Annotated in this window: 29 protein-coding genes and 1 tRNA gene; 24 read left to right on the top strand and 6 right to left on the bottom strand. The window is 70.3% G+C overall.

Going from position 1 to position 25,225, the window contains the following annotated elements; all coding sequences use genetic code 11:
- The first annotated feature begins 2 nt into the window (after nucleotides 1-2).
- Both DO944_RS11495 and DO944_RS11490 read left to right on the top strand, forming a co-directional pair.
- A complete protein-coding gene (locus tag DO944_RS11495) occupies nucleotides 3-602 on the top strand; it encodes a TetR/AcrR family transcriptional regulator (RefSeq protein WP_220118339.1) in 600 nt (199 codons plus the stop codon).
- Entirely contained in the window at nucleotides 599-1,384 is a 786-nt protein-coding gene (locus tag DO944_RS11490) for an NAD(P)H-dependent oxidoreductase (RefSeq protein ID WP_112617285.1), read from the top strand. The genes DO944_RS11495 and DO944_RS11490 overlap by 4 nt, the downstream gene beginning before the upstream one ends.
- Nucleotides 1,385-1,461: 77 nt before the next feature.
- On the opposite strand, the gene DO944_RS11485 is transcribed toward DO944_RS11490, so the two are convergent.
- A tRNA-Arg gene (locus DO944_RS11485) sits at nucleotides 1,462-1,537 on the bottom strand.
- Nucleotides 1,538-1,625: 88 nt separating this feature from the next.
- Between DO944_RS11485 and DO944_RS11480 the strand changes: the two genes are divergently transcribed.
- Genes DO944_RS11480 through DO944_RS11465 form a run of 4 tightly spaced genes read left to right on the top strand, consistent with a single transcriptional unit; the run spans nucleotide 1,626 to nucleotide 3,377 of the window.
- Nucleotides 1,626-2,051, top strand: coding sequence for a hypothetical protein (locus DO944_RS11480; RefSeq protein ID WP_181574223.1), 426 nt, complete (start codon nucleotides 1,626-1,628; stop codon nucleotides 2,049-2,051).
- Complete coding sequence (locus DO944_RS11475) at nucleotides 2,048-2,401, top strand: transcriptional regulator (protein ID WP_112617284.1); 354 nt, start codon at nucleotides 2,048-2,050, stop codon at nucleotides 2,399-2,401. Before DO944_RS11480 ends, DO944_RS11475 begins: the two co-directional genes overlap by 4 nt.
- Entirely contained in the window at nucleotides 2,398-2,997 is a 600-nt protein-coding gene (locus tag DO944_RS11470; RefSeq protein WP_112617283.1) for an N-acetyltransferase, read from the top strand. The genes DO944_RS11475 and DO944_RS11470 overlap by 4 nt, the downstream gene beginning before the upstream one ends.
- Nucleotides 2,994-3,377, top strand: a complete 384-nt coding sequence (locus DO944_RS11465) for a nuclear transport factor 2 family protein (RefSeq protein WP_112617282.1) — start codon at nucleotides 2,994-2,996, stop codon at nucleotides 3,375-3,377. Before DO944_RS11470 ends, DO944_RS11465 begins: the two co-directional genes overlap by 4 nt.
- 17 nt (nucleotides 3,378-3,394) lie before the next feature.
- Here the strand turns inward: DO944_RS11465 and DO944_RS11460 are convergent, their stop codons facing one another.
- Both DO944_RS11460 and DO944_RS11455 read right to left on the bottom strand, forming a co-directional pair.
- Nucleotides 3,395-4,201 carry an SGNH/GDSL hydrolase family protein gene (locus tag DO944_RS11460; protein WP_258524692.1) on the bottom strand — a complete coding sequence of 269 codons (807 nt, stop codon included), beginning with the start codon at nucleotides 4,199-4,201 and terminating at the stop codon, nucleotides 3,395-3,397.
- A gap of 75 nt (nucleotides 4,202-4,276) precedes the next feature.
- Entirely contained in the window at nucleotides 4,277-4,684 is a 408-nt protein-coding gene (locus DO944_RS11455) for a RidA family protein (RefSeq protein ID WP_112617280.1), read from the bottom strand.
- A 104-nt stretch (nucleotides 4,685-4,788) separates the two neighbouring features.
- Here DO944_RS11455 and DO944_RS11450 point away from each other — a divergent pair, with 104 nt between their 5' ends.
- The 3 genes from DO944_RS11450 to DO944_RS11440 are packed head-to-tail and all read left to right on the top strand — an operon-like array spanning nucleotide 4,789 to nucleotide 8,164.
- Nucleotides 4,789-5,616 carry a transglutaminase family protein gene (locus DO944_RS11450; protein ID WP_112617279.1) on the top strand — a complete coding sequence of 276 codons (828 nt, stop codon included), beginning with the start codon at nucleotides 4,789-4,791 and terminating at the stop codon, nucleotides 5,614-5,616.
- Nucleotides 5,617-5,675: 59 nt separating this feature from the next.
- Nucleotides 5,676-7,343: an arginine--tRNA ligase gene (locus DO944_RS11445; protein ID WP_112617278.1), complete on the top strand. Its 1,668-nt coding sequence runs from the start codon at nucleotides 5,676-5,678 to the stop codon at nucleotides 7,341-7,343.
- A gap of 5 nt (nucleotides 7,344-7,348) precedes the next feature.
- On the top strand, nucleotides 7,349-8,164 hold the full coding sequence (locus DO944_RS11440; RefSeq protein ID WP_112617574.1) for a DUF2993 domain-containing protein: 816 nt from the start codon (nucleotides 7,349-7,351) through the stop codon (nucleotides 8,162-8,164).
- A gap of 32 nt (nucleotides 8,165-8,196) precedes the next feature.
- On the opposite strand, the gene DO944_RS11435 is transcribed toward DO944_RS11440, so the two are convergent.
- Nucleotides 8,197-8,712 carry a hypothetical protein gene (locus DO944_RS11435; protein WP_112617277.1) on the bottom strand — a complete coding sequence of 172 codons (516 nt, stop codon included), beginning with the start codon at nucleotides 8,710-8,712 and terminating at the stop codon, nucleotides 8,197-8,199.
- A gap of 35 nt (nucleotides 8,713-8,747) precedes the next feature.
- Here DO944_RS11435 and DO944_RS11430 point away from each other — a divergent pair, with 35 nt between their 5' ends.
- The 7 genes from DO944_RS11430 (at nucleotide 8,748) to prfA (ending at nucleotide 17,570) form a co-directional block, all read left to right on the top strand.
- Nucleotides 8,748-9,341 (top strand): YdeI family protein, encoded by a 594-nt coding sequence (locus DO944_RS11430; RefSeq protein ID WP_112617573.1) that lies wholly within the window; start codon nucleotides 8,748-8,750, stop codon nucleotides 9,339-9,341.
- A 129-nt stretch (nucleotides 9,342-9,470) separates the two neighbouring features.
- Complete coding sequence (gene lysA, locus DO944_RS11425) at nucleotides 9,471-10,880, top strand: diaminopimelate decarboxylase (RefSeq protein ID WP_112617276.1); 1,410 nt, start codon at nucleotides 9,471-9,473, stop codon at nucleotides 10,878-10,880.
- Nucleotides 10,877-12,196 (top strand): homoserine dehydrogenase, encoded by a 1,320-nt coding sequence (locus DO944_RS11420; protein WP_112617275.1) that lies wholly within the window; start codon nucleotides 10,877-10,879, stop codon nucleotides 12,194-12,196. Before lysA ends, DO944_RS11420 begins: the two co-directional genes overlap by 4 nt.
- Nucleotide 12,197: 1 nt before the next feature.
- Nucleotides 12,198-13,283 carry a threonine synthase gene (thrC, locus tag DO944_RS11415; protein WP_112617274.1) on the top strand — a complete coding sequence of 362 codons (1,086 nt, stop codon included), beginning with the start codon at nucleotides 12,198-12,200 and terminating at the stop codon, nucleotides 13,281-13,283.
- Nucleotides 13,280-14,209 carry a homoserine kinase gene (gene thrB / locus DO944_RS11410; protein WP_112617273.1) on the top strand — a complete coding sequence of 310 codons (930 nt, stop codon included), beginning with the start codon at nucleotides 13,280-13,282 and terminating at the stop codon, nucleotides 14,207-14,209. The genes thrC and thrB overlap by 4 nt, the downstream gene beginning before the upstream one ends.
- A gap of 152 nt (nucleotides 14,210-14,361) precedes the next feature.
- Nucleotides 14,362-16,491, top strand: a complete 2,130-nt coding sequence (rho, locus tag DO944_RS11405; protein WP_112617272.1) for a transcription termination factor Rho — start codon at nucleotides 14,362-14,364, stop codon at nucleotides 16,489-16,491.
- A 2-nt stretch (nucleotides 16,492-16,493) separates the two neighbouring features.
- Complete coding sequence (gene prfA, locus DO944_RS11400) at nucleotides 16,494-17,570, top strand: peptide chain release factor 1 (RefSeq protein ID WP_112617271.1); 1,077 nt, start codon at nucleotides 16,494-16,496, stop codon at nucleotides 17,568-17,570.
- Nucleotides 17,571-17,614: 44 nt separating this feature from the next.
- Here prfA and epsC read toward each other — a convergent pair whose 3' ends face one another.
- Both epsC and cysK read right to left on the bottom strand, forming a co-directional pair.
- On the bottom strand, nucleotides 17,615-18,187 hold the full coding sequence (epsC, locus tag DO944_RS11395; protein WP_112617270.1) for a serine O-acetyltransferase EpsC: 573 nt from the start codon (nucleotides 18,185-18,187) through the stop codon (nucleotides 17,615-17,617).
- Complete coding sequence (gene cysK, locus DO944_RS11390) at nucleotides 18,187-19,140, bottom strand: cysteine synthase A (protein WP_112617269.1); 954 nt, start codon at nucleotides 19,138-19,140, stop codon at nucleotides 18,187-18,189. The genes epsC and cysK overlap by 1 nt, the downstream gene beginning before the upstream one ends.
- 126 nt (nucleotides 19,141-19,266) lie before the next feature.
- On the opposite strand from cysK, the gene prmC reads away from it, so the two are divergent.
- The 8 genes from prmC (at nucleotide 19,267) to DO944_RS11350 (ending at nucleotide 25,160) form a co-directional block, all read left to right on the top strand.
- Nucleotides 19,267-20,148 (top strand): peptide chain release factor N(5)-glutamine methyltransferase, encoded by an 882-nt coding sequence (gene prmC / locus DO944_RS11385; protein WP_112617268.1) that lies wholly within the window; start codon nucleotides 19,267-19,269, stop codon nucleotides 20,146-20,148.
- A 34-nt stretch (nucleotides 20,149-20,182) separates the two neighbouring features.
- Entirely contained in the window at nucleotides 20,183-20,944 is a 762-nt protein-coding gene (locus tag DO944_RS11380; RefSeq protein ID WP_112617267.1) for an L-threonylcarbamoyladenylate synthase, read from the top strand.
- Entirely contained in the window at nucleotides 20,941-22,092 is a 1,152-nt protein-coding gene (locus DO944_RS11375) for an MraY family glycosyltransferase (RefSeq protein ID WP_112617266.1), read from the top strand. The genes DO944_RS11380 and DO944_RS11375 overlap by 4 nt, the downstream gene beginning before the upstream one ends.
- Nucleotides 22,089-22,547 carry a hypothetical protein gene (locus DO944_RS11370; RefSeq protein WP_112617265.1) on the top strand — a complete coding sequence of 153 codons (459 nt, stop codon included), beginning with the start codon at nucleotides 22,089-22,091 and terminating at the stop codon, nucleotides 22,545-22,547. Before DO944_RS11375 ends, DO944_RS11370 begins: the two co-directional genes overlap by 4 nt.
- A 182-nt stretch (nucleotides 22,548-22,729) precedes the next feature.
- Complete coding sequence (atpB, locus tag DO944_RS11365) at nucleotides 22,730-23,506, top strand: F0F1 ATP synthase subunit A (protein ID WP_309300110.1); 777 nt, start codon at nucleotides 22,730-22,732, stop codon at nucleotides 23,504-23,506.
- 43 nt (nucleotides 23,507-23,549) lie between these two features.
- Nucleotides 23,550-23,789, top strand: coding sequence for a F0F1 ATP synthase subunit C (atpE, locus tag DO944_RS11360; RefSeq protein WP_091502856.1), 240 nt, complete (start codon nucleotides 23,550-23,552; stop codon nucleotides 23,787-23,789).
- Between the two features lie 31 nt (nucleotides 23,790-23,820).
- Complete coding sequence (locus DO944_RS11355; RefSeq protein WP_112617572.1) at nucleotides 23,821-24,372, top strand: F0F1 ATP synthase subunit B; 552 nt, start codon at nucleotides 23,821-23,823, stop codon at nucleotides 24,370-24,372.
- On the top strand, nucleotides 24,372-25,160 hold the full coding sequence (locus DO944_RS11350; RefSeq protein ID WP_112617263.1) for a F0F1 ATP synthase subunit delta: 789 nt from the start codon (nucleotides 24,372-24,374) through the stop codon (nucleotides 25,158-25,160). The genes DO944_RS11355 and DO944_RS11350 overlap by 1 nt, the downstream gene beginning before the upstream one ends.
- The last annotated feature ends 65 nt before the right edge of the window (nucleotides 25,161-25,225 follow it).

Here is a 25,225-nt window from a genome sequence, read left to right as displayed (position 1 = left end):
TGATGAGCGACGGTGCGCGACAGCGGCGGATGCCGCGGCGCGAGCGGCGCGCGCAGCTGCTGGCGGTCGCTCGCGAGCTGATCCGCGAGCGCGGGACCGACGAGTTCACGCTGGGTCGGCTCGCCGAGCGCGCGGGGGTGACCAAGCCCGTCGTGTACGACCACTTCGGCGATCGCGCGGGCGCCCTGGCCGAGCTCTACCGGGAGTTCGAGGAGCAGCAGCGGGCGGCTCTCACCGCGGCGCTCGCCGACGAGCCGCTCGCGCTCGATGCCGTGTGCCGCGCCGTCGCGGGAGCCTACATCGACTGCTCGCTGGCCGAGGGGCGCGAGCTGGCGGACGTCGTCTCGGCGCTCGATGGATCCGCGATGCTCGTCGAGGTGCGGCGCGAGGCGGAAGGCGCCTACCTCGCGTTGTGCGACGACGTGCTCGCCTCGTGCGGCGTTCGTCTCGATGACGCCGGCGCGCAGGCTCTCGTCGGTGCCGGCGACGCACTCTCGCGGGCGGCGCTGGACGAACGCGTGAGTCCCGCGGCCGCGCGCTCCACTCTCACGCGCGCCCTGCGCGCCCTCGTGACATCAGCCACCGAACCGGAGGAATCATGACCATCTCGCACGAGCCCACGGCGGGCGTCGCCCACTGGGTGCTCGCCCATCCGCGATCGACCTCTCTCAACGCCCGGCTCTTCCGTGACGGGGTCGCCGAGCTGTCGCGAACGCGCAGTGTCGAGACATCCGATCTGTACGCGCAGCGGTTCAATCCGGTGTTCCCCGACAGCGAGCTCGACGTGACGATCGGGCGGGTGTCGGGCCTTGCCGGAGGCGAGTACGGCCGCGTCCCCTTCCCGGACGATGTGCTCGAGGAACAGCGCAAGCTCGCCGCTGCGGAGCTGCTCGTGCTGCAGTTCCCGCTGTGGTGGTACGGGCCGCCCGCGATCCTCAAGGGGTGGATCGACCGCGTGCTCACCAACGGCTTCGCCTATGGCGACATGGACCCGGAGCTCGGTGTCCCGCGGCGCTACGGCGACGGCGGGCTGGCCGGCCGGCGTGCGCTCGTCGTCGTGACGGTGGGAGAGGACGAGCGCTCGATCGGGGAGCGCGGAATCAGCGGCGACCTCGACTCGCTCCTGTTCCCGCTGACGCACGGCGCGCTCTGGTACGTCGGGATCGAAACCCTCGACCTTCACGTCGTCTACGACGCCGACGGGCTGGATGCCGCGGGCGTCGACCGCGAGGCCGAGCGCCTGCGTGCCCGCGTCGCCGGGCTCGACAGCGAGACGCCGCGCCGATACCGGGCGCTCCGCGACGGTGATTACCGCGGCACCCGGTCGCTCCGCAGCGACATCCATCCGGGCAGGACCGATTTCGGCATCCACCTCGCCGACTGAACCCGCCCGTGCCCACGATGGGTACACCTCTGGGTACACAGAAGGGCAGTCGAATCCTCGACTGCCCTTCTGCTCACTGGTGCCCCCGACAGGAATCGAACCTGCGACCTTTGGTACCGGAAACCAACGCTCTATCCCCTGAGCTACGGAGGCGTGCCGATCGAGACTATCACCGCGGAGGCGACCGGAACGACCGCGGGAGAGGTGGCAGCATTAGCTTTACAACTGTTAAAGTCATTGCATGGCGCAAAACAGCTTCGCATACGATGACGCAGCCCGCATGGTCGCCGTCGGGGCGAAGGCCGAGAGGGATGCGCGTCGCGCGACGCGCTGGTTCCGGATCTTCGTCGTGGCGCAGGCCGCGTACGCGCTCGCGTTCACCCTGTCGATCGACGTCGCCGGCGTCGGCTACTGGAAGGCCTTCGCACCCTTCCTCCTCGCCACGCTCTGTATCTGGACCATCGCGTTCCGCTACCAGCGGTCGGTGCCCCGCAACGGACTGCGGAACATGGGGATCGCGGTCGCGACCTGGTTCGCGCTCTACACGCTGATGCTCGACCCGGCGCTCCAACTGCTCCAGCTCTCGTCGCCGTGGTGGTGGGTTCTCGCGGGAGTCGTGTCGATCTCTCCGATCCTCGCCTGCCTCTTCCCGAGCTCACGCCGATGAGTCACCCGCGCAAGGACATCGACGCCCTCATCCACTCGCCCGTGCGGTTCTCGCTGCTGGCTGCCCTCTGCAATCTCGAGGACGTCGACTTCCGCTTCCTCGCCGACCTGCTCGAGGTGAGCGACTCGACCCTGTCGCAGACGCTCACCGTGCTGGCCGACGCGGGGCTCGTCGAGGTGCGGAAAGAGGCCGTCGGCCGGCGGACGCGGACGTGGGTCGGCATCACCGATGCGGGTCGCGAGGCGTTCGCCCGTCACCTGGCGACGCTGCAGGCGATCGTCGAATCCGGGTCGGCGACGCCGACAGCACCGGCATCCGACCGCAAGCAACCCAAGGACGCACCCGCATGACACCTCGCACTCGTCTCGCCGCCGAGAACGAACTGGATGCCGCCGCCGACGCTCTCGCGGAGGCGTTCGAGCATTACGCGTGGACACGCCATGTCATCCCCGACGATGACTACGCGTGGCGGCTCCGTGAGCTGCAGCTCGTCTACCTGCGGCACGCGCACGCCCACGGCTTGGTCGGGGTCACGGGGCCCGCTGACGGAGTGATCGCCGTGCTCCCGCCGGATGTGCCGGACCTGGCACCGGTCGTCGTCGATCGCATCTTCCAGCTGCACGGCGACCGGCTCGGACGGCTCGGCGACACCGCTGACACGCCGTCCGAGCCGGACTCGTGGCGGATCGAGACGGTCGGCGTCGTGCCCGCCCGTCAGGGGCAAGGTCTCGCATCCGACCTCATTCGGTTCGCGTTGGCCGAGGGCGCGCGGCGGGGCGCCGACCGCTTCGCGCTCGACACGTCGGACGAGCGCAATGTGCGGCTCTACGAACGACACGGCTTCTCGGTCGTCTCGCGAGTCGAACCGCCGGACGCGCCACCGGTATGGAGCATGAGCCTCGTCGTCGACCACGCCGCTGCGATGAACGAAAGGACCAGGGCATGACCGCTTTCGAGACGTTCGCGCGCTACATCGCCGCGACCAACACGCACGACTTCCACGAGGTCGAACAGGTGCTCGATCCGAGCGCCGTGTACTACTTCGGCGATGCCACCTGCGTCGGCCTCGCGGCGGTCCGTGCTTACTTCGAGCGGACGTGGGCGCTCATTCCCGATGAGGTCTACGGGGCGGAGGACGTCGAGTGGGTCGTCGATGCCGCCGACGCGGCGGTGGCCGTCTACACGTATCGGTGGAGCGGACACATCGACGGACAGGCGCGAAGCGGTCGCGGTCGGGCGACCAACGTCTTCCACCGCACCGGCTCGGGCTGGCGCCTCGTGCACGAGCACCTCAGCGCGGGGCCTTCGCCCCACAGCGGCGCTTAGGCGGCGAGACCAGCGGGTCAGGGGACGAGCGGCTCGGGAACGGGCTCGGCGGCGACGGCCGGTGCATCCGTGATCGCCGCGACGTCGGCTGCGAGGCGATCGGCGAGATACGCGTGCCCCGCTGTCGATGGGTGGTCGCGCCCCGTGGCACTGGTGTCGATGACGTCGCTGTAGTTGGCGTCGGTGATCCAACCCTCGGCGATGGGGGAGAGGTACCACCAGCCGCGGGCGCCGGCGAGCTCGGCGAGATCCCGGTCGATGCGGGCCGTCTCACTCTCGACCGGGAGCACCTGCGGTGCGGGGCCCAGCACGACGATGCGCGCTTCGGGGTAGGTCGCCGCGAGATCGTCCCACGCCGCGTTCACGGCGTCGCGGTACCCGGCGGCACCTTGCTTGCGGTCGTTGATCGACCCCTGGATGATCACGAGGTCGGGATCGAGTGCGGGGTCGAGCGCGGCGATTCGCTCGCCGAACGAGGGACCGTCGATGCCCGGCTTGAGGTAGCCGCTGCCGCGGACGCCGTCCACGATCGTCGTCCACCCGGTTCGCTGGGCGACGACATAGGCGTATCCGAGGGTCGGATCGGATGCCGCGGAGCCGTAGGTCCACGAGTCGCCGAAGATCAGAACGCGAGCCCCCGTGGGAAGCGCGAGCGGCGGCGCCTCGATCCTCGCGACCGCGCCGGGTCCGGCCGCCACCGGCGCCGCCGTCGGCGCCGCCCAGGGGCGCAGTAACGCCGTCAGCGCCAGCGCGACGACGGCGGCCGAGATCGCCGAGACAGCCCACACGGTTCTGCGGCGGGGTCGGGCGATTCGGGTCTGCACACGCTGAGGGTACGTCATCGGATGGGGTGCCGGGACGCCTGCGTGGCAAGACCGCGCGGCCCGAGGCCTGACCCCTCAGTCGCGGACGGCGGCGACGGCTTCGATCTCGACGAGCTGATCGTCGTAGCCGAGCACCGTCACGCCCATCAGCGTGCTGGGCACGTCGTGGTCTCCGAAGGCGTCGCGCACCACCTCCCAGGCGGTGACGAGGTCGGCCTGCGAGCTCGACGCGACGAGCACACGCGTGCTGATGACGTTCTCGATCCCCGCGCCGGCGGCCGCCAGGGCGACCTTCATATTCTCGATGCAGGATGCCGCCTGGGCGGCGTAGTCGCCGACGCCGACCGTCGACCCGTCGGCGGCGAGCGGGCACGAACCGGCCAGGAAGATGAGGCGCGCGTCGGCGGGCGCGGTGGCGGCGTACGCGTACTCAGCGGCATCCGAGAGGGATGACGCGCGGATGAGGGTGACGGTCTGCGACATGAGGGCTCCTCGTATCATGGCCGACCACCAGCCTCTCATCGCGGCCGATCCGATCACCGCCGGGAGCGGCCCGACGGCGCTTCGCTGCGTGCGAGGATTACCCGGTGCAGCGCATCCTGACGGCCGAACTCGACCTCCAGCTGACCGGTCCCGTCGACGTCATCCTGCAGATCGCCGCGTCGCGCGCGGCGTCTTTCCGCAACGAAGAGCTGAGCGTCACGCTCGCCGGCCGCTCGCTGTCCGTCTCCGAGATCGTCGACCCGCCCGCGTCTCCCGCGGGCACGCGTATCCACCGCGTCTCGGGCGAGGCAGGGACGATCGCGGTCCGCTACCGGGCGGTCGTCGACGGCTCCGCCGCCCCGGCGCCGACCAGCGAGCTCGAGACCATCGCGTACCTGCGGCCGAGTCGCTATGCGCAGTCCGACGAGGTGTTCGCGCACGCGCGTCGGCAGTTCCGCGGCCTGCAGGGGCGCGAACTGGTCTCGGCCATCAGCGACTTCGTGGCCACGAACACGACCTACGCGCCGGGTCTCAGCCTCGGCACCGACTCCGCGGTCACGACCCTCGCGACCGGACAGGGGGTGTGCCGCGACTACGCCCACCTCGTCATCGCGCTGCTGCGCGCGATGGACGTTCCCGCGCGCTATGCGGCCTGCTACGCACCGGGGCTGCGCCCGATGGATTTCCACGCGGTCGCCGAGGCGTACGTCGACGGGGCCTGGCACGTCATCGACGCGACCCGGCTGTCGAACCGCCGCGGTCTCGTCCGGATTGCGACCGGCCGGGACGCCGCCGACTGCGCGTTCCTCAGCTACTACGGCGGCAACGTCGCGCTCACGCATCTGCGCGTCGATGCCGAGGTCGCCGGGGGAGACGCCGCCGTCGACGATCCCGCCCGAGACGATCACGAGGCTTTCATCACCCTCGCGTGATGCCGTCCGCGAGACGTTCAGCATCGGGCCCGTGGCCGCCCGCCTAGAATCGGAGGGCTATGAATCCCGATGCTCTTGCCGAAGCCCTCCTGTCCGTCGTCGCCCCGCTCGCCGAGGCGCGACGCCCCGGCTCGAGCGATGGTCTCACCGCCGCCGACTTCGTGTTCGAGCGCCCCAAGAACCGGGACCACGGCGACTGGGCGTCCAACGCGGCGATGAAGCTGGCCAAGCGTGTCGGTGCGAACCCGCGTGAGTTCGCCGCCGAGATCGCCGCGGCGCTCGCCGAGACGCCGGGTGTGGCATCCGTCGAGGTCGCCGGCCCCGGGTTCATCAACATCCGCCTGGATGCCGCCGCCGCCGGCGCGCTCGCCCGCGAGATCGTCGAGGCGGGGGCCGCGTTCGGCCGCAACGACAGCCAGGCCGGAAACTCGATCAATCTCGAGTTCGTGAGCGCGAACCCCACCGGTCCGATGCACATCGGGCACACGCGCTGGGCGGCGCTCGGCGACGCGATCGCCCGTCTCCTGCTCGCCAGTGGGGCCGAGCTCGTCCGCGAGTTCTACATCAACGACGCGGGAGCGCAGATGCAGCGGTTCGGCCGCTCCGTGCTCGCGAGCGCCAAGGGAGAGCCCACGCCCGAGGACGGCTACCCCGGCGCGTACATCGACGACCTCGCCCAGCGGGTGCTGTCGGCGCGCCCGGATCTGCTGACCCTCGCCCCCGAGGAGCAGGAGCAGGTCGCTCTCGACCTCGGCTACGAGCTCCAGATGGCCGACCTCAAGGACTCGCTCGAGAAGTTCAACGTGCACTTCGACGTCTTCTTCAGCGAGCGGCTGCTGCACGCGACCCCCGCCGACGGCGGACCGAGTCTCGTCGACCAGGCCGTGGACCGGCTGCGTGCGCAGGGACACGTCTTCGATCAGGACGACGCCGTCTGGGTGCGGACGACCGACTTCGGTGACGACAAGGACCGCGTCATCCGTCGTTCCAACGGCGAGTACACCTACTTCGCCGCCGATGCCGCCTACTACCTGAACAAGGGCGACCGCGGTTTCGCGCACAAGATCTACCTGCTGGGCGCTGATCACCACGGCTACGTCCACCGTCTGAAGGCCCTCGCAGGCGCGGCCGGTGACGACCCCGAGAAGGACATCGAGGTGCTGATCGGCCAGCTCGTCTCGGTCAACGGTGCGCGTCTGTCCAAGCGTGCGGGCAACATCATCGAGCTCGACGACCTGCGCGACTGGCTCGGGACCGACGCGCTGCGCTACTCGCTCGCGCGTTACCCCGCCGACTCGCCGCTGACCCTCGATCCCGAGATCCTGCAGAAGCGCACGAACGACAACCCCGTGTTCTACGTGCAGTACGCGCACGCCCGCACGCACAACGTCGCGCGCAACGCCGCGGACTCCGGCGTCACCCGCGACGCCTTCGCCCCGGAACTGCTCGACCACGAGACCGAGTCGGCTCTGCTCGGCGCGCTCCAGGAGTTCCCGCGCATCGTGGCATTCGCCGCCGAACTGCGCGAGCCGCACCGGGTCGCCCGCTACCTCGAGGAGCTCGCGAGCCTCTACCACCGCTGGTACGACACCTGCCGTGTCACGCCGCTCGGAGACGAAGAGGTCACCGACCTCCACCGCACTCGCCTCTGGCTCAACGACGCCACCGGCCAGGTGCTGCGCAACGGGCTCGACCTCCTGGGCGTCAGCGCCCCCGAACGGATGTGACCGACGTGAGCGGTGCCACGCAGCCCACCCTCCCGCTGCCCGAGGCGGCCCCGGTGCCGCCGAAGCGACGGCGCCGGGCGCTGCCGTGGATCATCGCTCTCGTCGTGGTCGTCGGCCTTGCGATCGCCGCGTGGTTCGTCGCTGAGAGCATCACGCGCAGCATCCTCACGAACACCGTGCGCGAGCAGGTGATCACCCGGCTCGCACTGCCCGAGGACCAGCAGATCGACGTCGGTTTCGACGAGCCGGTGCTGCCCCAGGTCATCGGGGGCCGGCTCGACCGTCTCGATGTGGCGAGCGACGGGATCCCGCTCGGCGACGTCGTGGCCGACGTGTCGGTGCGCGCGACCGATGTTCCCATTCGAGCCGACGGAGGCGACATCGGATCGGCGGAGGCGACGGTGGTCTTCGCGGAGGACCAGCTCGAGACCCTGCTATCGCAGGTCTCCGGCGTCTCAGGCGCGGGGGTCACGCTGGATCCGCCGAACGTGACGGTCGACGTCGAGATGCCGCTGTTCGCCCTCTCGGTTCCGCTCGGGCTCGACCTGACGCCGAGCGCTGCAGACGGCGACATCGTCCTGACGCCCACTGCTGTCCGGCTCGGTGGCGCGGCGCTGACCGGCGACGATCTTCGCCAGCGATTCGGCTCAGTCGCCGACGGCGTGCTGCGCGACTACCCGATCTGCATCCGCGATCGCCTTCCCGCCGGGCTGACGCTGCGCGAGGTGCGCGTGGAACCCGGCGCGCTGGTGGCCGAGGTCGATGTCGACGGAGCGATCATCCGCGATCCGGCGCTTCAGGCCGACGGCACCTGCGCCTGAGCCGGCCGCCCCACCCGGACGCCTGCCCCGGCTCAGTGGCCGTGAGCGAGGAGAAGCGCGACGGCGACCGCCGCGACCAGCCCGAGCAGCAGCGCGGATGCGACCAGGCGCTGCAGCGCGGTCAGGCCCGTGCGTGCACTGGCGAGCAGCACGACGCCGACCAGCACCGCCGCGTCGGCGATGATCCCGATCATCAGCGCCGTGTCGAGGTCGATGAGGTCGAGCAGGGCGAGCAGCAGCGCGAGCAGCGGGAGCGACGCGGTTCCGAGGGCGACCACGGCCGTGCGCGCCATGACCGCCAGCTCTCGTGCGCTCGGGAACTGGCGATGCCCGATCTGATGGGCGATGACTTCGGCGACGAAGCCGGCGGCCGCGATCGCGAAGATGCCGACCGCGAGGGCGAAGATCGACTCGGTGACCGTGACGTGCTCGGCGGTCAAGAGTCCCGCCAGGATCGCCAGACCGGTGACGGTGGCGTAGATGCGTTCCTTCAGCGCCCCGATGCGCTCATCGAGTCCGGCCGGTTCGTGCGTGTCATTGCCCATCATCGCCTCCTGCGCCAGGCTACAAGCGTGGGGTGCTCATGACAGCGGATGCCGGCGGCCCGCCTCTTCTCGTCGTCGCGGACGCGGCCGCGTGGCGAGCCTGGCTCGACGCGCACGAGTCCGACTCCGACGGTGTGCGGCTGGTGCTTGCGAAGAAGAACGTGACGGACCCGACGTCGCTGACGTACGCCGAGGCGCTCGACGAGGCGCTCTGCAGCGGCTGGATCGACGGGCGGCGCAACTCCCGAGACGACTCCACCTTCCTGCAGCTCTTCACACCGCGCCGCGCCCGTTCGATCTGGTCGCTCCGCAATGTGGGGATCATCGAGCGGCTGGTCGCGGAGGGGCGCATGCGTCCCCGCGGCCGGATGGAGGTCGAGCGTGCGCAGGCCGACGGGCGCTGGGAACGCGCTTACGCAGGCCAGGCCGGGGCCGCGGTGCCGGCCGACCTCGAGGCTGCGCTCGCGGCCTCGCCCGCGGCATCCCGCCGGTTCGCCGCGCTTCGCGCCGCCGAGCGGTACTCCGTCCTGCACCCCGTCCTGAGCGCGCCGTCGGATGCTGCGCGGGCCGCGCGGATCCGCCGGGCCGTCGCCCGGCTCGCGGAGGAGGACGCGCCCTCGTCGCTCTCGTGAGCGGGCTCACGGCCGCGTCTGTCGCGGGCGGTCACACCGGCGGAGCCCGCGCGGCGGGTGTCCTAGACTGGCGGCACCGTCGCGGCCCCGTCTGCCGGACGGTCAGCGTCTCTCCCGATTGGTGTTCCCGTGTCCGCGTCCGACGTCCGCCCTGCCGTACCGGAATGGCTGCTCCCTCCCGCTGACGTCAACGAGCTGGTCGAAGCCGTCTGGCCGCCCCGCGCCGAGCGCGACGACCTCGGTGCGCTGGCCATCGGCGGCATCGCGACCACCGACCTCGCCGCGCAGTTCGGCACGCCGCTCTACGTGCTCGACCAGGATGCCGTCGTGGCGCAGGCGCGTCGCGTCCGTCAGGCATTCGACGACGCCGCCGCACGCCACGGCACGAGCGCTCGGGTGTACTACGCAGGCAAGGCGTTCTTGAGCACCGAGATCGTGCGCTGGGTGACGGCGGAAGGGCTCGCGGTCGACGTCGCGACCGGCGGTGAGCTCGCCGTCGCCCTGGCTGCGGGAGCGGATCCGGCGCGCATCGGACTGCACGGCAACAACAAGTCGCGCCTCGAGCTCGCGCGCGCCGTCGAACTCGGAGTCGGGTCCATCATCGTCGACAGCCTCGTCGAGATCGACCGGCTCGCCGAGATCGCCGCCGCACGCGGGGCGGTCCAGCCCGTGCTGGTCCGGGTCAACAGCGGCGTGCACGCCGAGACCCACGACTTCCTCGCGACGGCCCACGAGGACCAGAAGTTCGGCTTCGCGCTCACGGATGCCGAGGCCGTGGTCGCTCGCATCCGCGAGCTGCCCTCGCTGCGTTTCGTGGGGCTCCACTGCCACATCGGATCGCAGATCTTCGGTACGGCGGGCTTCGCCGAGTCGGCGTCACGGCTCGTGGCCGTCCACGCCCGCCTTCTCGGCGGCGGCGAGGTTCCGGTGCTCAATCTCGGCGGCGGCTTCGGCATCGCCTATACGAGCGTCGACGACCCGACCCCGATCGAAGAGCTGGCCGACGGCATCGTCGCGGCCGTCGCTCGCGAGTGCGAGGCCCACGGCATCCCGCTGCCGATGCTCGCCTTCGAGCCCGGTCGGGCCATCGTCGGCCGCGCCGGGGTGACCCTGTACGAGGTCGGCACCACCAAGCCGGTCCGCGTCAGCGACGAGCTCGAGCGCCTGTACGTCAGCGTCGACGGCGGCATGAGCGACAACGCACGGCCCGCCCTGTACGGCGCGGCCTATTCGGCACGAGTCGCGAACCGTCGCAGCGACGCGCCCGCCGCGCTCTCGCGTGTCGTGGGTCGGCACTGCGAATCGGGCGACATCGTCGTCGACGCCGAATACCTGCCCGCCGACGTCACTCCGGGCGATCTGCTGGCTGTCCCGGCGACGGGTGCCTACTGCTACTCGCTCGCCAGCAACTACAACTACGTCCCGCGCCCGCCCGTCGTCGCCGTCTCGAACGGCGTAGCCCGGGTGATCGTCCGCGGCGAGACGATCGACGACCTGCTCGCCCGCGACGCGGGCATCCCCACAGAAGGAGCCGAATGACGGACTACCGCCGCCTGCGCGTGGCCCTGCTCGGAGCCGGCGCCGTCGGCTCGCAGGTCGCCGCGCTGTTGCTCAAGCACGGAGACGAACTGGCCGATCGCGCCGGAGCCGCCCTCGACCTCGTCGGCATCTCGGTGCGCGACATCGACGCGCCGCGAGACGTCGAGCTGCCGCGCGAGCTGCTGACCACCGATCCTGAGCCGCTCCTCGTCGGCTCCGACATCGTCATCGAGCTGATGGGCGGGATCGAGCCCGCGCGCACGAGCATCCTGAAGGCCATCGGCGCCGGAGCCGACATCGTCACGGCGAACAAGGCGCTGCTCGCCACGCACGGACCCGAGCTGTTCGAAGCGGCCGACCAGGTGGGCGCGTCGATCTACTACGAGGCCGCGGCCGCCGGCGCCATCCCGATCATCCGCCCGCTGCGCGACTCGCTCGCCGGCGACCGGGTGCAGCGCATCATGGGCATCGTCAACGGAACGACGAACTACATCCTCGATCGCATGGACCGCGAGGGATCGGACTTCGCCGACGTCTTGGCCGACGCGCAGGCGCTCGGGTACGCCGAGGCCGACCCGACCGCCGATGTCGAGGGGTACGACGCTGCCCAGAAGGCCGCGATCCTCGCGTCGCTCGCCTTCCACACCGCCGTGCCGCTGAATGCGGTCCACCGCGAGGGCATCACCCAGATCGACGCCGACATGATGGACGCCGCGCGCAAGGCCGGCTACGTCATCAAGCTCCTCGCCGTGTGCGAGCGCCTCGCCGATGCCGAGGTGTCGCCGTCGGGCGAGACGATCTCGGTGCGCGTCTACCCCGCGCTCGTGCCGCGCGAGCACCCGCTCGCGAGCGTGCACGGAGCCAACAACGCCGTGTTCGTCCAGGCGGAGGCCGCCGGCGACCTCATGTTCTACGGCGCGGGCGCGGGCGGGGTGCAGACCGCGTCGGCTGTGCTGGGCGACGTTGTATCGGCGGCCCGCCGCCACATCGCGGGCGGTGTGGGCGTGGGGGAGTCGACGCGGGCGAACCTGCCGGTCGTCCCGATCGGTCACGTCACCACGCGCTACCAGATCACCCTCGAGGTCGACGACCGCTCGGGCGTCCTCGCCGCGGTGGCGGGGCTGCTCAGCGACGGCAACGTCTCGGTGGCGACGCTCGAGCAGACGATCGTCGCCGACGGCGACGTGCAGACGGCCCGCCTGGTCATCGGCACGCACACCGCCCGCGAGCAGGACCTCAGCGACGCTGTCGCCTCGCTCGGCGAGAGCGGCGTCGTCAAGCGCGTCGTCTCGGTGCTCCGGGTCGAGGGAGACTGACATGGCACACGTGTGGCAGGGGGTCCTGCGCGAGTTCGCCGACCGTCTCGACGTCACCGAATCGTCGACGATCGTGACGCTCGGCGAGGGCGGTACGCCGCTCGTGCCCGCTCGCGAGCTCTCGCGGCGCACCAGCGCCGACGTCTGGGTGAAGTTCGAGGGCATGAACCCGACGGGGTCGTTCAAGGACCGCGGGATGACGGTCGCGCTCTCGCGCGCCGTCGAGCACGGGGCGAAGGCCGTCATCTGCGCCTCGACGGGCAACACGTCGGCCTCCGCTGCGGCCTACGCCGCCCACGCCGGCATCACAGCTGCCGTCCTCGTCCCCGAGGGCAAAATCGCGATGGGCAAGCTGAGTCAGGCGGTCGCGCACGGCGGCCGTCTCATCCAGATCCGCGGCAACTTCGACGATTGCCTCGAGATCGCGCGCGAACTGGCCGATCACTATCCGGTGCACCTGGTCAACTCCGTCAATCCCGATCGCATCGACGGGCAGAAGACCGCGGCGTACGAGATCGTGTCGCAGCTGGGCGACGCGCCGGACTTCCACTTCGTGCCCGTCGGCAACGCCGGCAACTACACGGCCCATGCTCGCGGCTACCGCGAGGAGGCGGCCCGCGGGGCGGCGACGCGCGTTCCGCGAATGTTCGGCTTCCAGGCCGCCGGATCGGCGCCGCTCGTCCGCGGCGAGGTCGTGAGAGACCCCGACACCATCGCGACCGCGATCCGCATCGGCAACCCGGCCTCGTGGCACCTCGCCCTCGAGGCCCGTGACGCGACGCAGGGCTGGTTCGGCGCCATCGACGACGACCGCATCCTCGCGGCGCAGAAGCTCCTCGCGAGCACGGCCGGCGTGTTCGTCGAACCCGCGTCCGCGATCACCGTCGCCGGCCTGCTCGACCGGGCCGAGGCGGGCGTCATCCCCGCGGGCTCGACCGTCGTGCTGACCGTCACCGGTCACGGCCTGAAGGACCCGCAATGGGCCCTCCGCAACGCGGACGGCACTCAGGCCGAGCCGATCGTCGTCGACGCGGCGACGTCGGAAGTGGCATCCGTGCTCGATCTCGCGCCGGAGGCGACGGCATGACCCGCTCGGTTCAGGTGCGTGTTCCCGCGACCAGCGCCAACCTCGGTCCCGGCTTCGACACCCTGGGTCTCGCGCTCAGCGTCTACGACGAACTGATCGTCACGGAGCTGCCGGCACCCGGCCTCGAGATCACCGTCTCCGGCGAGGGAGCCGCCGACGTCCCGACGGACGCCTCGCACCTCGTCGTGCGGGCGATGGCCTACGCGTACGAGGCGTTCGGGCGGACGATGCCCGGCGTGCGCCTCGAAGCGGTCAACGCGATCCCGCACGGGCGGGGGATGGGCTCGTCGGGCGCCGCAGTCGTATCGGGACTCCTCGCGGCGAAGGGCCTCCTCGCGGGCGACGTGGAGATCGGTGCCGACGCGCTGCTGCGCCTCGCGACAGAGCTCGAGGGCCACCCGGACAACGTCGCGCCGGCCCTGTTCGGCGGCCTCACGATCGCCTGGGTCGACGAGCACGGCCCGCAGCACAAGAAGCTGCTCGTGCACCGCGGCGTCGCGCCGCTGGTGTTCGTGCCCGACTTCACGATGTCGACCTCGGTGGCGCGGGGGTTCGACCCTCTGCAGGTCACGCGCGAAGACGCGATCTTCAATCTCTCGCGTTCGGCGCTGCTCGTCGCGGCTCTCACGCAGAGCCCTGACCTGCTGTTCGCGGCCACCGAGGACAAGCTCCATCAGTCGTATCGCGCCCAGGCGATGGTCGAGACCGACAAGCTCGTCCGGGCTCTGCGTGCCGAGGGGTTCGCGGCGGTCGTGTCGGGTGCCGGCCCCAGCGTCCTGGTCCTCGCCGACGGGCCGGGGCAGCGTCTTGCGGCCGCCGAGGTGGCCGCGCATACCACAGACACCCCGTGGGACGCGCGGATGCTGGCGGTCGATGTGCGCGGTGGTATGGTGAGGGACCATACGGAGGGTTCCACACCTTTGTGATCTGAGCCTCCGTCGCAATTCTGCGAATCACCGCGAACACCCCTGATCCATACCCCGTGCCGTCGGCCGGACGCGTGTGGCAGGTGGATGGCGCCCGCCGTGGACGGCGCTGGACGCGGTTCTGTCATATCCACCGTTTAAGAGGAGCACTCGTGGAGTCCAACTCCGAGAACCCGACGATCGACGAGACCGTCGACGCCCCAGCCGAAGAGGCGACCGAGCAGCAGGATGCCGTCGTCGAGACGCCCGCTGAGGAGGCCGCCCCCGTCGAGGACGCTGCCCCCGCTGAGGAGGCCGCCCCCGTCGAAGAGGCGCCCGTCGAGCAGGCGCCCGCCGAGGTGGCCGCCCCCGCCGAGGTGGCCGAGCCCGCTGAGGCGGCTGAGCCCGCCGAGAAGCCGGCGAAGGCGCCGCGCAAGCGAGCACCCCGTCGCGCGAAGAGCACGGATGCCGCGCCTGCGGCGGCCGCTGACGAGACCCCGGCCGCCGCCTCCGAGGCAGCAGCGGAGCTCTCCGCCGCCACCGATGCGCCGGCCACCGCCGATGCTCCCGCAGCCGACGCCGTCGCCGCCGACGCGCAGCCGGCCGCGGATGAGAGCGCGTCTGACGCCACGGCGGAGGCCGTCGAGGCGGAGCCCGCGGAGGCGCCGAAGAAGCCGGCGCGAGGCCGTGGCCGCGGACGCAATGCCAAGAAGGAGGCCGAGGCCGAGGCTGAAGCAGCCCCCGCGGGCGATGCGGCCACCGAATCCGCTGACGCTCCGTCTGCGGAGGGTGCCGTCGACGCTCCCGCCGAGCAGGCGCCGGACGCCGACGCCTCCTCCGACGACTCGTCGAAGTCCGACTCCGGCGAGGGCGAAGGCGAGTCGACCGGCCGTTCGCGCAGCCGTTCGCGCAGCCGCAACCGCAACCGCAACAAGGACAACGCGCAGGGCAGCCAGGGCCAGGCCGGCCAGAACCAGGGCGGCAACCAGAACCAGGGTGGCAACGGCCAGGGCGGCAACAACAACGCCGCCGATGATGACGACGCCTCGGGACAGAACGGTCGGGGCCGTCAGCGCAACAAGCGCCGCGGCCAGGGCAGCGGCGACGAGTTCGAGACCGAGATCAACGAGGACGACGTCCTCATCCCGATCGCCGGCGTGCTCGACGTGCTCGACAACTACGCCTTCGTGCGCACGACCGGCTACCTCCCCGGTACGCAGGATGTCTACGTCTCGCTCGGACAGGTGAAGAAGTACAACCTGCGCAAGGGTGACGCGGTCGTCGGCGCGATCAAGCAGCCGCGCGAGGGCGAGCAGTCGAGCCGTCAGAAGTACAACGCGCTGGTCAAGGTCGACTCGATCAACGGCCTGTCCGTCGAGGACGCCGCCGACCGGGTCGAGTTCGGCAAGCTGACGCCGCTGTACCCGCAGGAGCGTCTGCGCCTCGAGACCGGCCCCGAGAAGCTGACCCAGCGCATCATCGACCTCGTCGCTCCCATCGGCAAGGGCCAGCGCGGTCTCATCGTCGCACCGCCCAAGGCCGGCAAGACGATCGTGCTGCAGCAGATCGCCGGCGCGATCGCGCAGAACAACCCCGAGGTCCACCTCATGGTCGTGCTGGTCGACGAGCGGCCCGAAGAGGTCACCGACATGCAGCGCACGGTGAAGGGCGAGGTCATCGCCTCGACCTTCGACCGTCCCGCCGAGGACCACACGACCGTCGCCGAGCTCGCGATCGAGCGCGCCAAGCGTCTCGTCGAGCTCGGCCGCGACGTGGTCGTGCTGCTCGACTCGATCACGCGCCTCGGTCGCGCCTACAACCTGTCGGCCCCGACGTCGGGCCGCGTCCTGACCGGTGGTGTCGACGCTTCGGCGCTGTACCCGCCGAAGCGCTTCTTCGGTGCAGCGCGCAACATCGAGAACGGCGGCTCGCTCACGATTCTCGCGACGGCGCTGGTGGAGACCGGCTCCAAGATGGACGAGGTCATCTTCGAAGAGTTCAAGGGCACGGGCAACAGCGAGCTGCGCCTGTCGCGTCAGCTGGCCGACAAGCGCATCTTCCCCGCCGTCGACGTCAACGCCTCCTCGACGCGACGTGAAGAGATGCTCCTCTCCGCCGACGAGGTCAAGATCACGTGGAAGCTGCGACGTGCGCTCGCGGGTCTCGACCAGCAGCACGCGCTGGGCGTCATCCTCGACAAGCTCAAGGAGACGCAGTCCAACGTCGAGTTCCTCGTGCAGATGCAGAAGTCGATCCCGGCGCCGACCACGCACTCCGGCGGGCACGACAACAGCATCCGCTGATCGTGTTCGAGTCGGTCCGGGGGCTGCTCGACGAGCACCGCGCGGTTCAGGAGGAGCTCTCCGACCCCGCGGTGCACGCCGACGCTGCGCGCGCGAAGCGCGTGAACCGGCGGTACGCCGAGCTGTCGCGGATCGTCGCGGCTCACGACGCGTGGGTCGCGGCATCCGACGATCTCGCGGCGGCTCGCGAGCTCGCCCGCGAGGACGAGGCCTTCGCCGCGGAGGTGCCCGCGCTCGAGGAGGGGCTGCGCGAGGCGCAGGAGCGGCTTCGCCGTCTGCTCATCCCGCGCGATCCCGACGACGCCCGCGACGTCATCATGGAGATCAAGCAGGGCGAAGGGGGAGCGGAGTCCGCTCTCTTCGCCGCCGACCTGCTGCGGATGTACATGCAGTACGCCGCCTCGCGCGGATGGAAGACCGAGCTGCTCGAGCGCAACGAGTCCGACCTCGGCGGGTATAAGGACGTCCAGGTCGCCATCAAGGGCTCGTCGTCCGACCCGTCGCAGGGGGTGTGGGCCCACCTGAAGTACGAGGGCGGGGTGCACCGCGTGCAGCGTGTGCCGGCCACCGAGTCGCAGGGGCGCATCCACACCTCGACGACCGGCGTGCTCGTGTTCCCCGAGGTCGATGAGCCCGAAGAGATCACCATCGACCCGAACGACCTGAAGATCGACGTCTTCCGTTCGTCCGGCCCGGGCGGGCAGTCGGTCAACACGACCGACTCGGCCGTCCGCATCACCCACGTGCCGACGGGCATCGTCGTCTCGATGCAGAACGAGAAGAGCCAGCTGCAGAACCGCGAGGCCGGCATGCGCGTACTGCGCGCCCGGCTGCTCGCGAAGCAGCAGGAGGAGCGGGATGCCGCGGCATCCGACGCCCGACGCTCGCAGATCCGCGGGATGGACCGGTCCGAGCGCATCCGCACGTACAACTTCCCCGAGAACCGGATCGCCGATCATCGGACCGGGTACAAGGCGTACAACCTCGATCAGGTGATGGACGGCGCCCTCGCGCCGGTCATCGACAGCTGCATCGCCGCCGACGAAGAGGCCCGCCTCGCGGCTCTTGCCGACGACTGAGCCCCGTTCCTCCTCCCGTCGACAGGGCGGACAGGGGAGGGGAGTCAGATGTGGTACTCGGGGGCGGTCAGGACGGCGCGGGTGTCCTCGCCCTCGCGGCGGGCACGCGGCCGGGCGGGGACGCCGACGAGCACCGAGTCGGCCGGGGCATCCTTCGTGACGACCGCATTGGCGCCGACGACGCTTCGCGCGCCGATCGTGATCGGACCGAGGATCTTCGCGCCGGCGCCGACGGCGACGCCGTCCTGGAGGGTGGGATGCCGCTTGCCGGCATGACGGGTGCGGCCGCCGAGGGTGACCCCGTGGTAGAGCATGACGTCGTCACCGATGACGGCGGTCTCGCCGATCACGACGCCCATGCCGTGGTCGATGAAGAACCGGCGGCCGATGCGCGCCCCCGGGTGGATCTCGATCCCCGTGAGCCAGCGGGTCAGCTGCGACCCGGCGCGCGCGAGGAATCGCGCGCGCCGGAGCCACAGCCGATGCGTGATGCGGTACGACCAGACCGCGTGCAGCCCCGGGTACAGCAGCGCGATCTCGATGCCGCTGCGAGCCGCGGGATCGCGGAGCTTCGCGGCGGCCAGGTCTTCGCGGATGCGTGCTCGGAGCGTTCCCATCAGTCTTCGCGCAGGTCCTCGAACAGCGGGGTCGAGAGGTAGCGCTCACCGAACGAGGGGATGATCACGACGATGTTCTTGCCCTCGGACTCGGGACGTGCCGCGACCTGGAGCGCGGCCCAGACGGCGGCTCCCGACGAGATGCCGACGAGGATGCCCTCCTTCCGCGCCACCTCGCGCGCGACGCGGACAGCGTCGTCGAAGGTGACGTCCTGCACCTCGTCGATGACGCCCTGGTCGAGGATCGGCGGGATGAAGTTGGGCCCGATGCCCTGGATCTTGTGGGGGCCGGGCTTTCCCTCCGTCAGGAGGGGCGAGTCCTTCGGCTCGACCGCGACGACCTTCACATCGGCGACGCGCTCCTTGAGCACCTGGCCGACGCCGGTGATGGTGCCGCCCGTGCCGATGCCGGCGACGAAGTAGCCCACCTGGCCATCGGTGTCGCGAAGGATCTCCTCCGCGGTCGTGCGGCGGTGGATGTCGGGGTTGGCCTCGTTGGCGAACTGCTTCGCGAGGACGGCGCCCGGCGTCTCGGCGGCGATCTTCTCCGCCTCCGACACGGCGCCCTTCATGCCCAGCGACGGGTCGGTGAGCACGAGCTCGGCGCCGTAGGCCTTGAGCAGGAGGCGACGCTCGATCGACATGGAGGAAGGCATCGTGAGGATGACGCGGTAGCCCCGCGCCGCGCCGACCATCGCCAGGGCGATGCCGGTGTTGCCGCTCGTGCCCTCGACGATCGTGCCGCCGGGCTGCAGGGCACCGGCCTTCTCGGCCGCATCGACGATGGCGATGCCGAGACGGTCCTTGACGGATGACGCGGGGTTGTAGAACTCGAGCTTCGCGAGAACCGTGCCCGGCAGGCCCTCGCTGACGCGGTTCAACCGCACGAGAGGCGTGTTGCCGTACGCGGTGGTGATGTCGGGGTGGATGCCGTGAGTGACCGGGTCGGACATGTCTGCCTTTCGGGTTTTCGAGCGGATGCCGCGTCGCGGCGGGATCGTCGCCCCAGCCTATTGTCGCCCTTCGCCACGGGAGCCGAATGTGACGAATCCGCACTCGTGATTAGGCTTGTCGGCGCCATGAGCACCGCGCCCCTTCCCGCACCGACCCTGACCGAGGTCCTGCGTGCCGCGACCGCCGAGCTCGAGGCCGCCTTCGTCCCGACCCCGCAGGTCGACGCCGAGCTCCTCGCCGCACACGTCCTGGGAGTCGGCCGCGGCGAGCTGTCGGCCGCCGTCTTCCGCGGCGATGCGATCGGCGCCGAGGATGCCGCGCGACTGGCCGAACTGGTCGCGCGTCGCGCGTCGCGCGAGCCCCTGCAGCATCTGACCGGCATCGCGCCGTTCCGCCACCTCGAGCTTCGCGTCGGCCCCGGTGTGTTCGTGCCGCGCCCCGAGACGGAGTCGGTCGCTCAGATCGCGATCGACCTGCTGCGCGCGGCGGCCGGCCCCGAGCCTGTCGCGGTCGACCTGGGCACCGGTTCGGGAGCGATCGCCCTGGCACTGGCGACAGAGGTGCCGCACGCACGCGTCTACGCCGCCGAGAACTCCGTCGACGCGTTCATCTGGACGAAGGAGAACTTCGCCCTCGTCGGGGCTCCGAACGCCCGCCTCGCCTTCATCGACCTCGAGCGCGCGTTCCCGGAGCTCGACGGCACCGTCTCGGTGCTCGTGTCGAACCCGCCGTACGTGCCCGACGACGCGATCCCGCGCGATCCCGAAGTGCGGCTGTGGGACCCGCCGGCGGCGCTCTACGGCGGCGCGGACGGCCTGGACGTCGTGCGGACCCTGTCGCGCGTCGGGCTCCGCCTGGTGCACCCCGGGGGCAGCATCGTCATCGAGCATGGCGAGCTGCAGGGGGCCGCGATCCGCGGCATCCTGGCCTCCGACGGGTGGTCGGCGACCGCGACGCATCCCGACCTCACGATGCGCGACCGCACCACGACGGCCGTCCGCTCCTGAGTGCGGCCGGGGTCCGCCGTACACTGGAGCGGTCATGTCTCCCGTTTTCGACTGCCGCGACGAGACCCAGGTCCTCCCCGGCATGCGCCAGGCGCGCCAGGCCATCGGTCGCGGCGATCTCATCGTCCTGCCCACCGACACCGTCTACGGTGTCGCCGCCGACGCCTTCAGTGCCTCGGCCGTCGCCAAGCTGCTCGCCGCGAAGGGACGGGGTCGTCAGTCGCCGCCCCCGGTGCTCGTCGCCGGCATCGCGACGATGCGCGCGCTCGTGGCCGAGGTCCCCGAGCCCGTCGAACGGCTCGTCGAGGCCTTCTGGCCCGGCGGCCTGACGATCGTCCTCCCGGCACAGCCGTCGCTGTCGTGGGATCTGGGGGAGACCCGAGGGACCGTCGCCGTGCGCATGCCCGCCGACAGGTTCGCCCTGGAGCTCCTGGAGGAGTGCGGCCCCTTGGCGGTCTCGAGTGCGAACCTCACCAAGATGAACGCCGCCGTCACGATCGACGACGCGGTGCGGATGCTGGGCGACAGCGTGTCGGTCTATCTCGACGGCGGCCCCGCGGCGACCGGCGTCGCATCGACGATCATCGACGCGACGCCCCTCGTCGGCCCCGACCCCGCCCCGGTGCGGGTGCTGCGTGACGGGGCGGTCACACGTGAGGCTCTGCGCGACGTCCTCGGCGACCTGCTCGAGCCCGACGTCGAGCCGGAGCATGCCGAGGCGGCGAATCGCACGCCCATGGAGTCGGGCTCGGCCGGTGTCACCGGCGGAGAGACCGCCGGCGGCAGCGTCGCGTGAGGCTCTACCTGGCCACCTTCGTGGTCACGGCCCTCGTCACCTTCGGGCTGACCTGGCTCGTGCTGAGGGTGAGTCTGCGCTACAAGCTCTATCCGGAGATCCGCGAGCGCGACGTCCACAAGACACCGACACCGAGGCTCGGCGGCGTCGGGATGTTCCTCGGCGCCACCGCCGTCATCCTGACTTCGTCGCAGATTCCCTTCTTCTCGATCTTCTGGGCCAGACCCGAGCCCATCTGGGCCATCCTGGCGGCGACCGCCCTCATCGTCGTCGTCGGCGTCGCCGACGACCTGTGGGACCTCGACTGGCTCATCAAGCTCGGCGCGCAGTTCGGCGCCGCAGCGATCGTGGTCGGGTTCGGGGGCGTGCAGATGTACACGATCCCGCTCGGCGGGCAGACTGTCGTCTCGAGCGCCGCGAGCTTCACGATCACGGTCTTCTCGATCGTCGTCGTGATGAACGCCGTCAACTTCATCGACGGTCTCGACGGCCTCGTGGCGGGCGTGGCACTGATCGCGAACGGGGTGTTCTTCACTTACACCTACCTGCTCGGTCGCGACTTCGGTGCGAGCAGCTACGCGAACCTCGCCTCCTTCCTCGCCGTGGTGCTGCTCGGGGTCTGCGCGGGCTTCCTGCCGCTGAACTGGAACCCTGCGAAGCTGTTCATGGGCGACTCCGGAGCGCTCATGATCGGGTTGCTCATGAGCTGCTCGGCCATCCTCGTCACGGGCACCCTCGTCCCGGCCACGGGTGACAACGACGTGTTCGGCCGCTCGCAGCTGCTGGGTGCGTTCATCCCCATCCTGCTGCCGGTCGTCGTGGTCCTCCTGCCGCTGCTCGACTTCGGGATGGCGGTCATCCGCCGCATGTCCCGGGGCAAGTCGCCGTTCTCGCCCGACCGCAAGCATCTCCATCACCGCATGCTCGACATGGGTCACAGCGACCGCGACGCCGTCCTGATCTTCTACGCCTGGACCACGGTCGTCAGCCTCTCGGTGCTGCTGATGTACATCGGCACGACAGCCGCCTGGCCGGGGGACTACCTCTTCGGCCTCGGCTTCCTCATCCTCGGCGTCGCCGCGTGCCTCGTCGTCACCCTGATCCCCGCCCGGTCCGCGCGGGATGCCTCACCCGTGGAGAACTCATGAATCAGAAGACCCTCTCGAGCACGCCGATCCTGCGTGCCGCGCTCACCTGGGGCCTCATCGTCGGTGCCGTCGTCGCTGTCGTCGCCGCCGTCGCGGGCGCGGTCGTCGCCGGACCCGAGGGTGCGTGGAGCGGAGTGATCGGTGCGGCGGTGGGAGTCATCTTCCCCGCACTCACCGCGCTCAGCATCCTGATCGCCAACCGGTGGTACGGGCAGGACACGTTCCTGCCGATCTACTTCGGCATCGTGATGGGCGGCTGGGTGGTCAAGTTCGCCCTCGTGCTCGTGGCGCTCCTGGTCATCAGCCGCATCGAGTGGATCGTGTCGCCGATGTTCTTCTTCGCCCTGGTGGCTGCGGCGATCGGCGCGATCACCGTCGATCTCGTCGTGATGGCGCGGATGCGACTGCCGCACGTGTCGGACACGACGCTGCCGGAGACGAACCCCGAAGTCTGACGTCCAGGCATTCGGATGACGGGCAGTGCCCGGTTGTTTGATAGGCTGACACAGCACTTCACGGATGGTGGGCAGCGGCGACGCTGAGGCCCCGTGGAGATCTCTTCTCATACTTACCGAGCTGGTTCACGCTGGCACGAGAAGCTGGAGCCAACCCGTTGACTCAAGCGGCAATGATCGCCATGGCGGCCGACAACGAATTCCACCCGCCCTCCATCAGCGACTTCTTCCCTGAGGTCCTGCTCTTCGAAGGCACTCCGTTCGCGTTCACGCGGATCTCGATGGTGCAGTTGATCGCGACCGCGGTGCTGGTGCTCATCCTCGTGATCGGCGCACGGCGCATGACCGTGGTGCCGGGACGCTTCCAGAGCGTGCTCGAGCTGGGCTTCGGCTTCGTGCGCGAGCAGGTCGCCTATCAGGTCCTGGGCGAGAAGGACGGCAAGCGGTTCCTTCCGATCCTGACGTCGCTGTTCTTCGGGATCCTCTTCCTGAACCTCACGGGCATCATCCCGTTCCTCAACATCGCGGGCACCGCGGTCGCGGGCGCGCCGCTGATGTTCGCGCTGGTCGCATACGTCGTCTTCGTCTACGCCGGCCTCAAGAAGCACGGCCTCGGCCGCTTCCTGAAGAACTCGCTCGTGCCGAGCGGTGTGCCGATCGTGATCGTGCCGCTGATCGCCCTGATCGAGCTCATCTCGATCTTCGTCGCGCGGCCCTTCTCGCTGTTCCTGCGACTGCTCGCCAACATGATGGTCGGCCACCTCATGCTCGTGCTGTTCTTCGCAGCCACCCAGTTCTTCCTGATGAGCTTCAACTGGTTCTCGATCCTGTCGGCCGGTACCCTCGCGATGGGTTTCGCCTTCACCCTGTTCGAGATCTTCGTTGCCGCCCTGCAGGCATACATCTTCACCATCCTGACCGCGGTCTACATCCAGCTCGCTGTCGCCGAAGAGCACTGACGATCAGCCACCCGGCTGCTCGCCCTACGAAAGGAAAAATCCAGTGGACGCTACGACGATCCTTGCCGCCGTCACCGGAAACATCGCAACCGTCGGCTACGGCCTCGCCGCCATCGGTCCGGCCATCGGCCTCGGCATCATGATCGGCAAGACCATCGAGTCGACGGCCCGTCAGCCCGAGCTCGCCGGTCGCCTCCAGGTGACGATGTTCATCGGTATCGGCCTCATCGAGATCCTCGCGCTGATCGGCATCGCCACGCCGTTCATCTTCAACGCGCTCTGATCCGCTCGTCATTCACCAAGAGGGAGGCATGATGGTCGACGCACTGCTCACCGTCGCCGCCGAAGAGGGCTCCGGCAACCCGCTGCTGCCCGCCTACTACGACATCATCTGGTCGGGCGTCTGCTTCGTCATCATCGTTCTCGTCGTCGTCTTCTACGCGCTGCCCCGTGTCACCACGGTGCTCGACGCGCGCAGCGCGGCCATCGAGGGCAACATCGCCAAGGCTGACGAGGCGCAGCGCAAGGCGGAGGCAGCGCTCGAGGAGTACACCGCTCAGCTGGCCGAGGCCCGCAAGGAGGCCGGTGAGATCCGCGACGCCGCCCGCGAGGACGGTCGCAAGATCGTCAGCGAGGCGAAGCAGAACGCATCGGCCGAGGCCGAGCGTCTCACCGCTGCCGCGCACACGCAGATCGAGGCCGAGCGCCAGGCTGCCGTGGTCTCGCTGCGCAGCGAGGTCGGCACGCTCGCTCTCGACCTGGCCGGCGGCGTCATCGGCGAGACCCTGTCCGACGACCAGAAGGCGCAGGCCGTCGTCGACCGCTTCCTCAGCGAGCTCGAGGCCTCTGAGAAGGCGTCGAACTGATGGGCAGCGCGACCACTCAGGCACTCGTCGCGACGACGGCGGCCATCGCCGAGACCCCCGGGCTCACGCTCGACGTGTCCGGTGAGCTGTTCGTCGCCGCGCGGGCTCTGGCGGACTCGCCGCAGCTGAGCGGCGCGCTGACGGACAACGCGGCTTCGCCGCAGGCTCGCGACAAGGTCGTCGGCGACGTGTTCGGTCCGGCCTTCGCGGCGCAGACCGTGTCGCTGCTGCGCACAGCCGTCGCGCAGCGCTGGTCCTCGGTCGACGACTTCGTCGACGCCGTCGAGGAACTGGCGATCCGCGCCGCCGCCGTCGCCGATCAGGGCGATCTCGAGAACGAGCTGTTCGGTGTGCTGCACACGGTGTCGGCGAACCCCGAGCTCGAGCTCGCTCTCGGCAGCAGGCTGGGGGAGGCCTCGGCCAAGGGGGCTCTCATCGAGCGCCTTCTCGACGGGCGTTTCGGTGCAGCAACGCGTCTCATCGCTTCGTCGATCGTGCAGCGTCCGCGTGAGCGCCGTGTGCGGCAGCTGCTCGAGCGGGCGATCCGCATCGTCTCGGACCAGCGCGGCCGCGTCGTCGCGAGCGTTCGCACGGCGACCGCTCTCAGCGATCAGCAGCGCGCCCGCCTCGCCGAGACCCTCTCGAACCGCTACGGCACGCCCGTCGCGCTCAACCTCGTCGTCGACCCCGCGGTCGTCGGGGGGCTGCGCATCGAGATCGGCGACGACGTGATCGACGCGACCGTCGCCTCTCGCCTCTCCGATCTCCGCCAGCGACTGGCGGGCTGACCCACCTCACCGCCCGCAGGGGCGCACCGGCCGGATGCATCCGGACCCTCAGACTCAGGACCGAA

Origin of the sequence: Microbacterium sp. SMR1 (assembly GCF_003289625.1) — a bacterium.
Lineage (GTDB): Bacteria > Actinomycetota > Actinomycetes > Actinomycetales > Microbacteriaceae > Microbacterium > Microbacterium plantarum.
Note: the sequence above shows the minus strand (reverse complement) of the source record. Positions and strands in the feature narration are given on the sequence as shown.

What these genes read in the sequence shown, in the direction of transcription:
- DO944_RS11495 (WP_220118339.1), top strand. Translation starts at nt 3, where the DNA reads ATGAGCGACGGTGCGCGACAGCGGCGGATGCCGCGGCGCGAGCGGCGC.
- DO944_RS11490 (WP_112617285.1), top strand. Translation starts at nt 599, where the DNA reads ATGACCATCTCGCACGAGCCCACGGCGGGCGTCGCCCACTGGGTGCTC.
- DO944_RS11480 (WP_181574223.1), top strand. Translation starts at nt 1,626, where the DNA reads ATGGCGCAAAACAGCTTCGCATACGATGACGCAGCCCGCATGGTCGCC.
- DO944_RS11475 (WP_112617284.1), top strand. Translation starts at nt 2,048, where the DNA reads ATGAGTCACCCGCGCAAGGACATCGACGCCCTCATCCACTCGCCCGTG.
- DO944_RS11470 (WP_112617283.1), top strand. Translation starts at nt 2,398, where the DNA reads ATGACACCTCGCACTCGTCTCGCCGCCGAGAACGAACTGGATGCCGCC.
- DO944_RS11465 (WP_112617282.1), top strand. Translation starts at nt 2,994, where the DNA reads ATGACCGCTTTCGAGACGTTCGCGCGCTACATCGCCGCGACCAACACG.
- DO944_RS11455 (WP_112617280.1), bottom strand. Translation starts at nt 4,684, where the DNA reads ATGTCGCAGACCGTCACCCTCATCCGCGCGTCATCCCTCTCGGATGCC.
- DO944_RS11445 (WP_112617278.1), top strand. Translation starts at nt 5,676, where the DNA reads ATGAATCCCGATGCTCTTGCCGAAGCCCTCCTGTCCGTCGTCGCCCCG.
- DO944_RS11435 (WP_112617277.1), bottom strand. Translation starts at nt 8,712, where the DNA reads ATGATGGGCAATGACACGCACGAACCGGCCGGACTCGATGAGCGCATC.
- DO944_RS11430 (WP_112617573.1), top strand. Translation starts at nt 8,748, where the DNA reads ATGACAGCGGATGCCGGCGGCCCGCCTCTTCTCGTCGTCGCGGACGCG.
- DO944_RS11420 (WP_112617275.1), top strand. Translation starts at nt 10,877, where the DNA reads ATGACGGACTACCGCCGCCTGCGCGTGGCCCTGCTCGGAGCCGGCGCC.
- thrC (WP_112617274.1), top strand. Translation starts at nt 12,198, where the DNA reads ATGGCACACGTGTGGCAGGGGGTCCTGCGCGAGTTCGCCGACCGTCTC.
- thrB (WP_112617273.1), top strand. Translation starts at nt 13,280, where the DNA reads ATGACCCGCTCGGTTCAGGTGCGTGTTCCCGCGACCAGCGCCAACCTC.
- epsC (WP_112617270.1), bottom strand. Translation starts at nt 18,187, where the DNA reads ATGGGAACGCTCCGAGCACGCATCCGCGAAGACCTGGCCGCCGCGAAG.
- cysK (WP_112617269.1), bottom strand. Translation starts at nt 19,140, where the DNA reads ATGTCCGACCCGGTCACTCACGGCATCCACCCCGACATCACCACCGCG.
- prmC (WP_112617268.1), top strand. Translation starts at nt 19,267, where the DNA reads ATGAGCACCGCGCCCCTTCCCGCACCGACCCTGACCGAGGTCCTGCGT.
- DO944_RS11380 (WP_112617267.1), top strand. Translation starts at nt 20,183, where the DNA reads ATGTCTCCCGTTTTCGACTGCCGCGACGAGACCCAGGTCCTCCCCGGC.
- DO944_RS11370 (WP_112617265.1), top strand. Translation starts at nt 22,089, where the DNA reads ATGAATCAGAAGACCCTCTCGAGCACGCCGATCCTGCGTGCCGCGCTC.
- atpB (WP_309300110.1), top strand. Translation starts at nt 22,730, where the DNA reads ATGGCGGCCGACAACGAATTCCACCCGCCCTCCATCAGCGACTTCTTC.
- DO944_RS11355 (WP_112617572.1), top strand. Translation starts at nt 23,821, where the DNA reads ATGGTCGACGCACTGCTCACCGTCGCCGCCGAAGAGGGCTCCGGCAAC.
- DO944_RS11350 (WP_112617263.1), top strand. Translation starts at nt 24,372, where the DNA reads ATGGGCAGCGCGACCACTCAGGCACTCGTCGCGACGACGGCGGCCATC.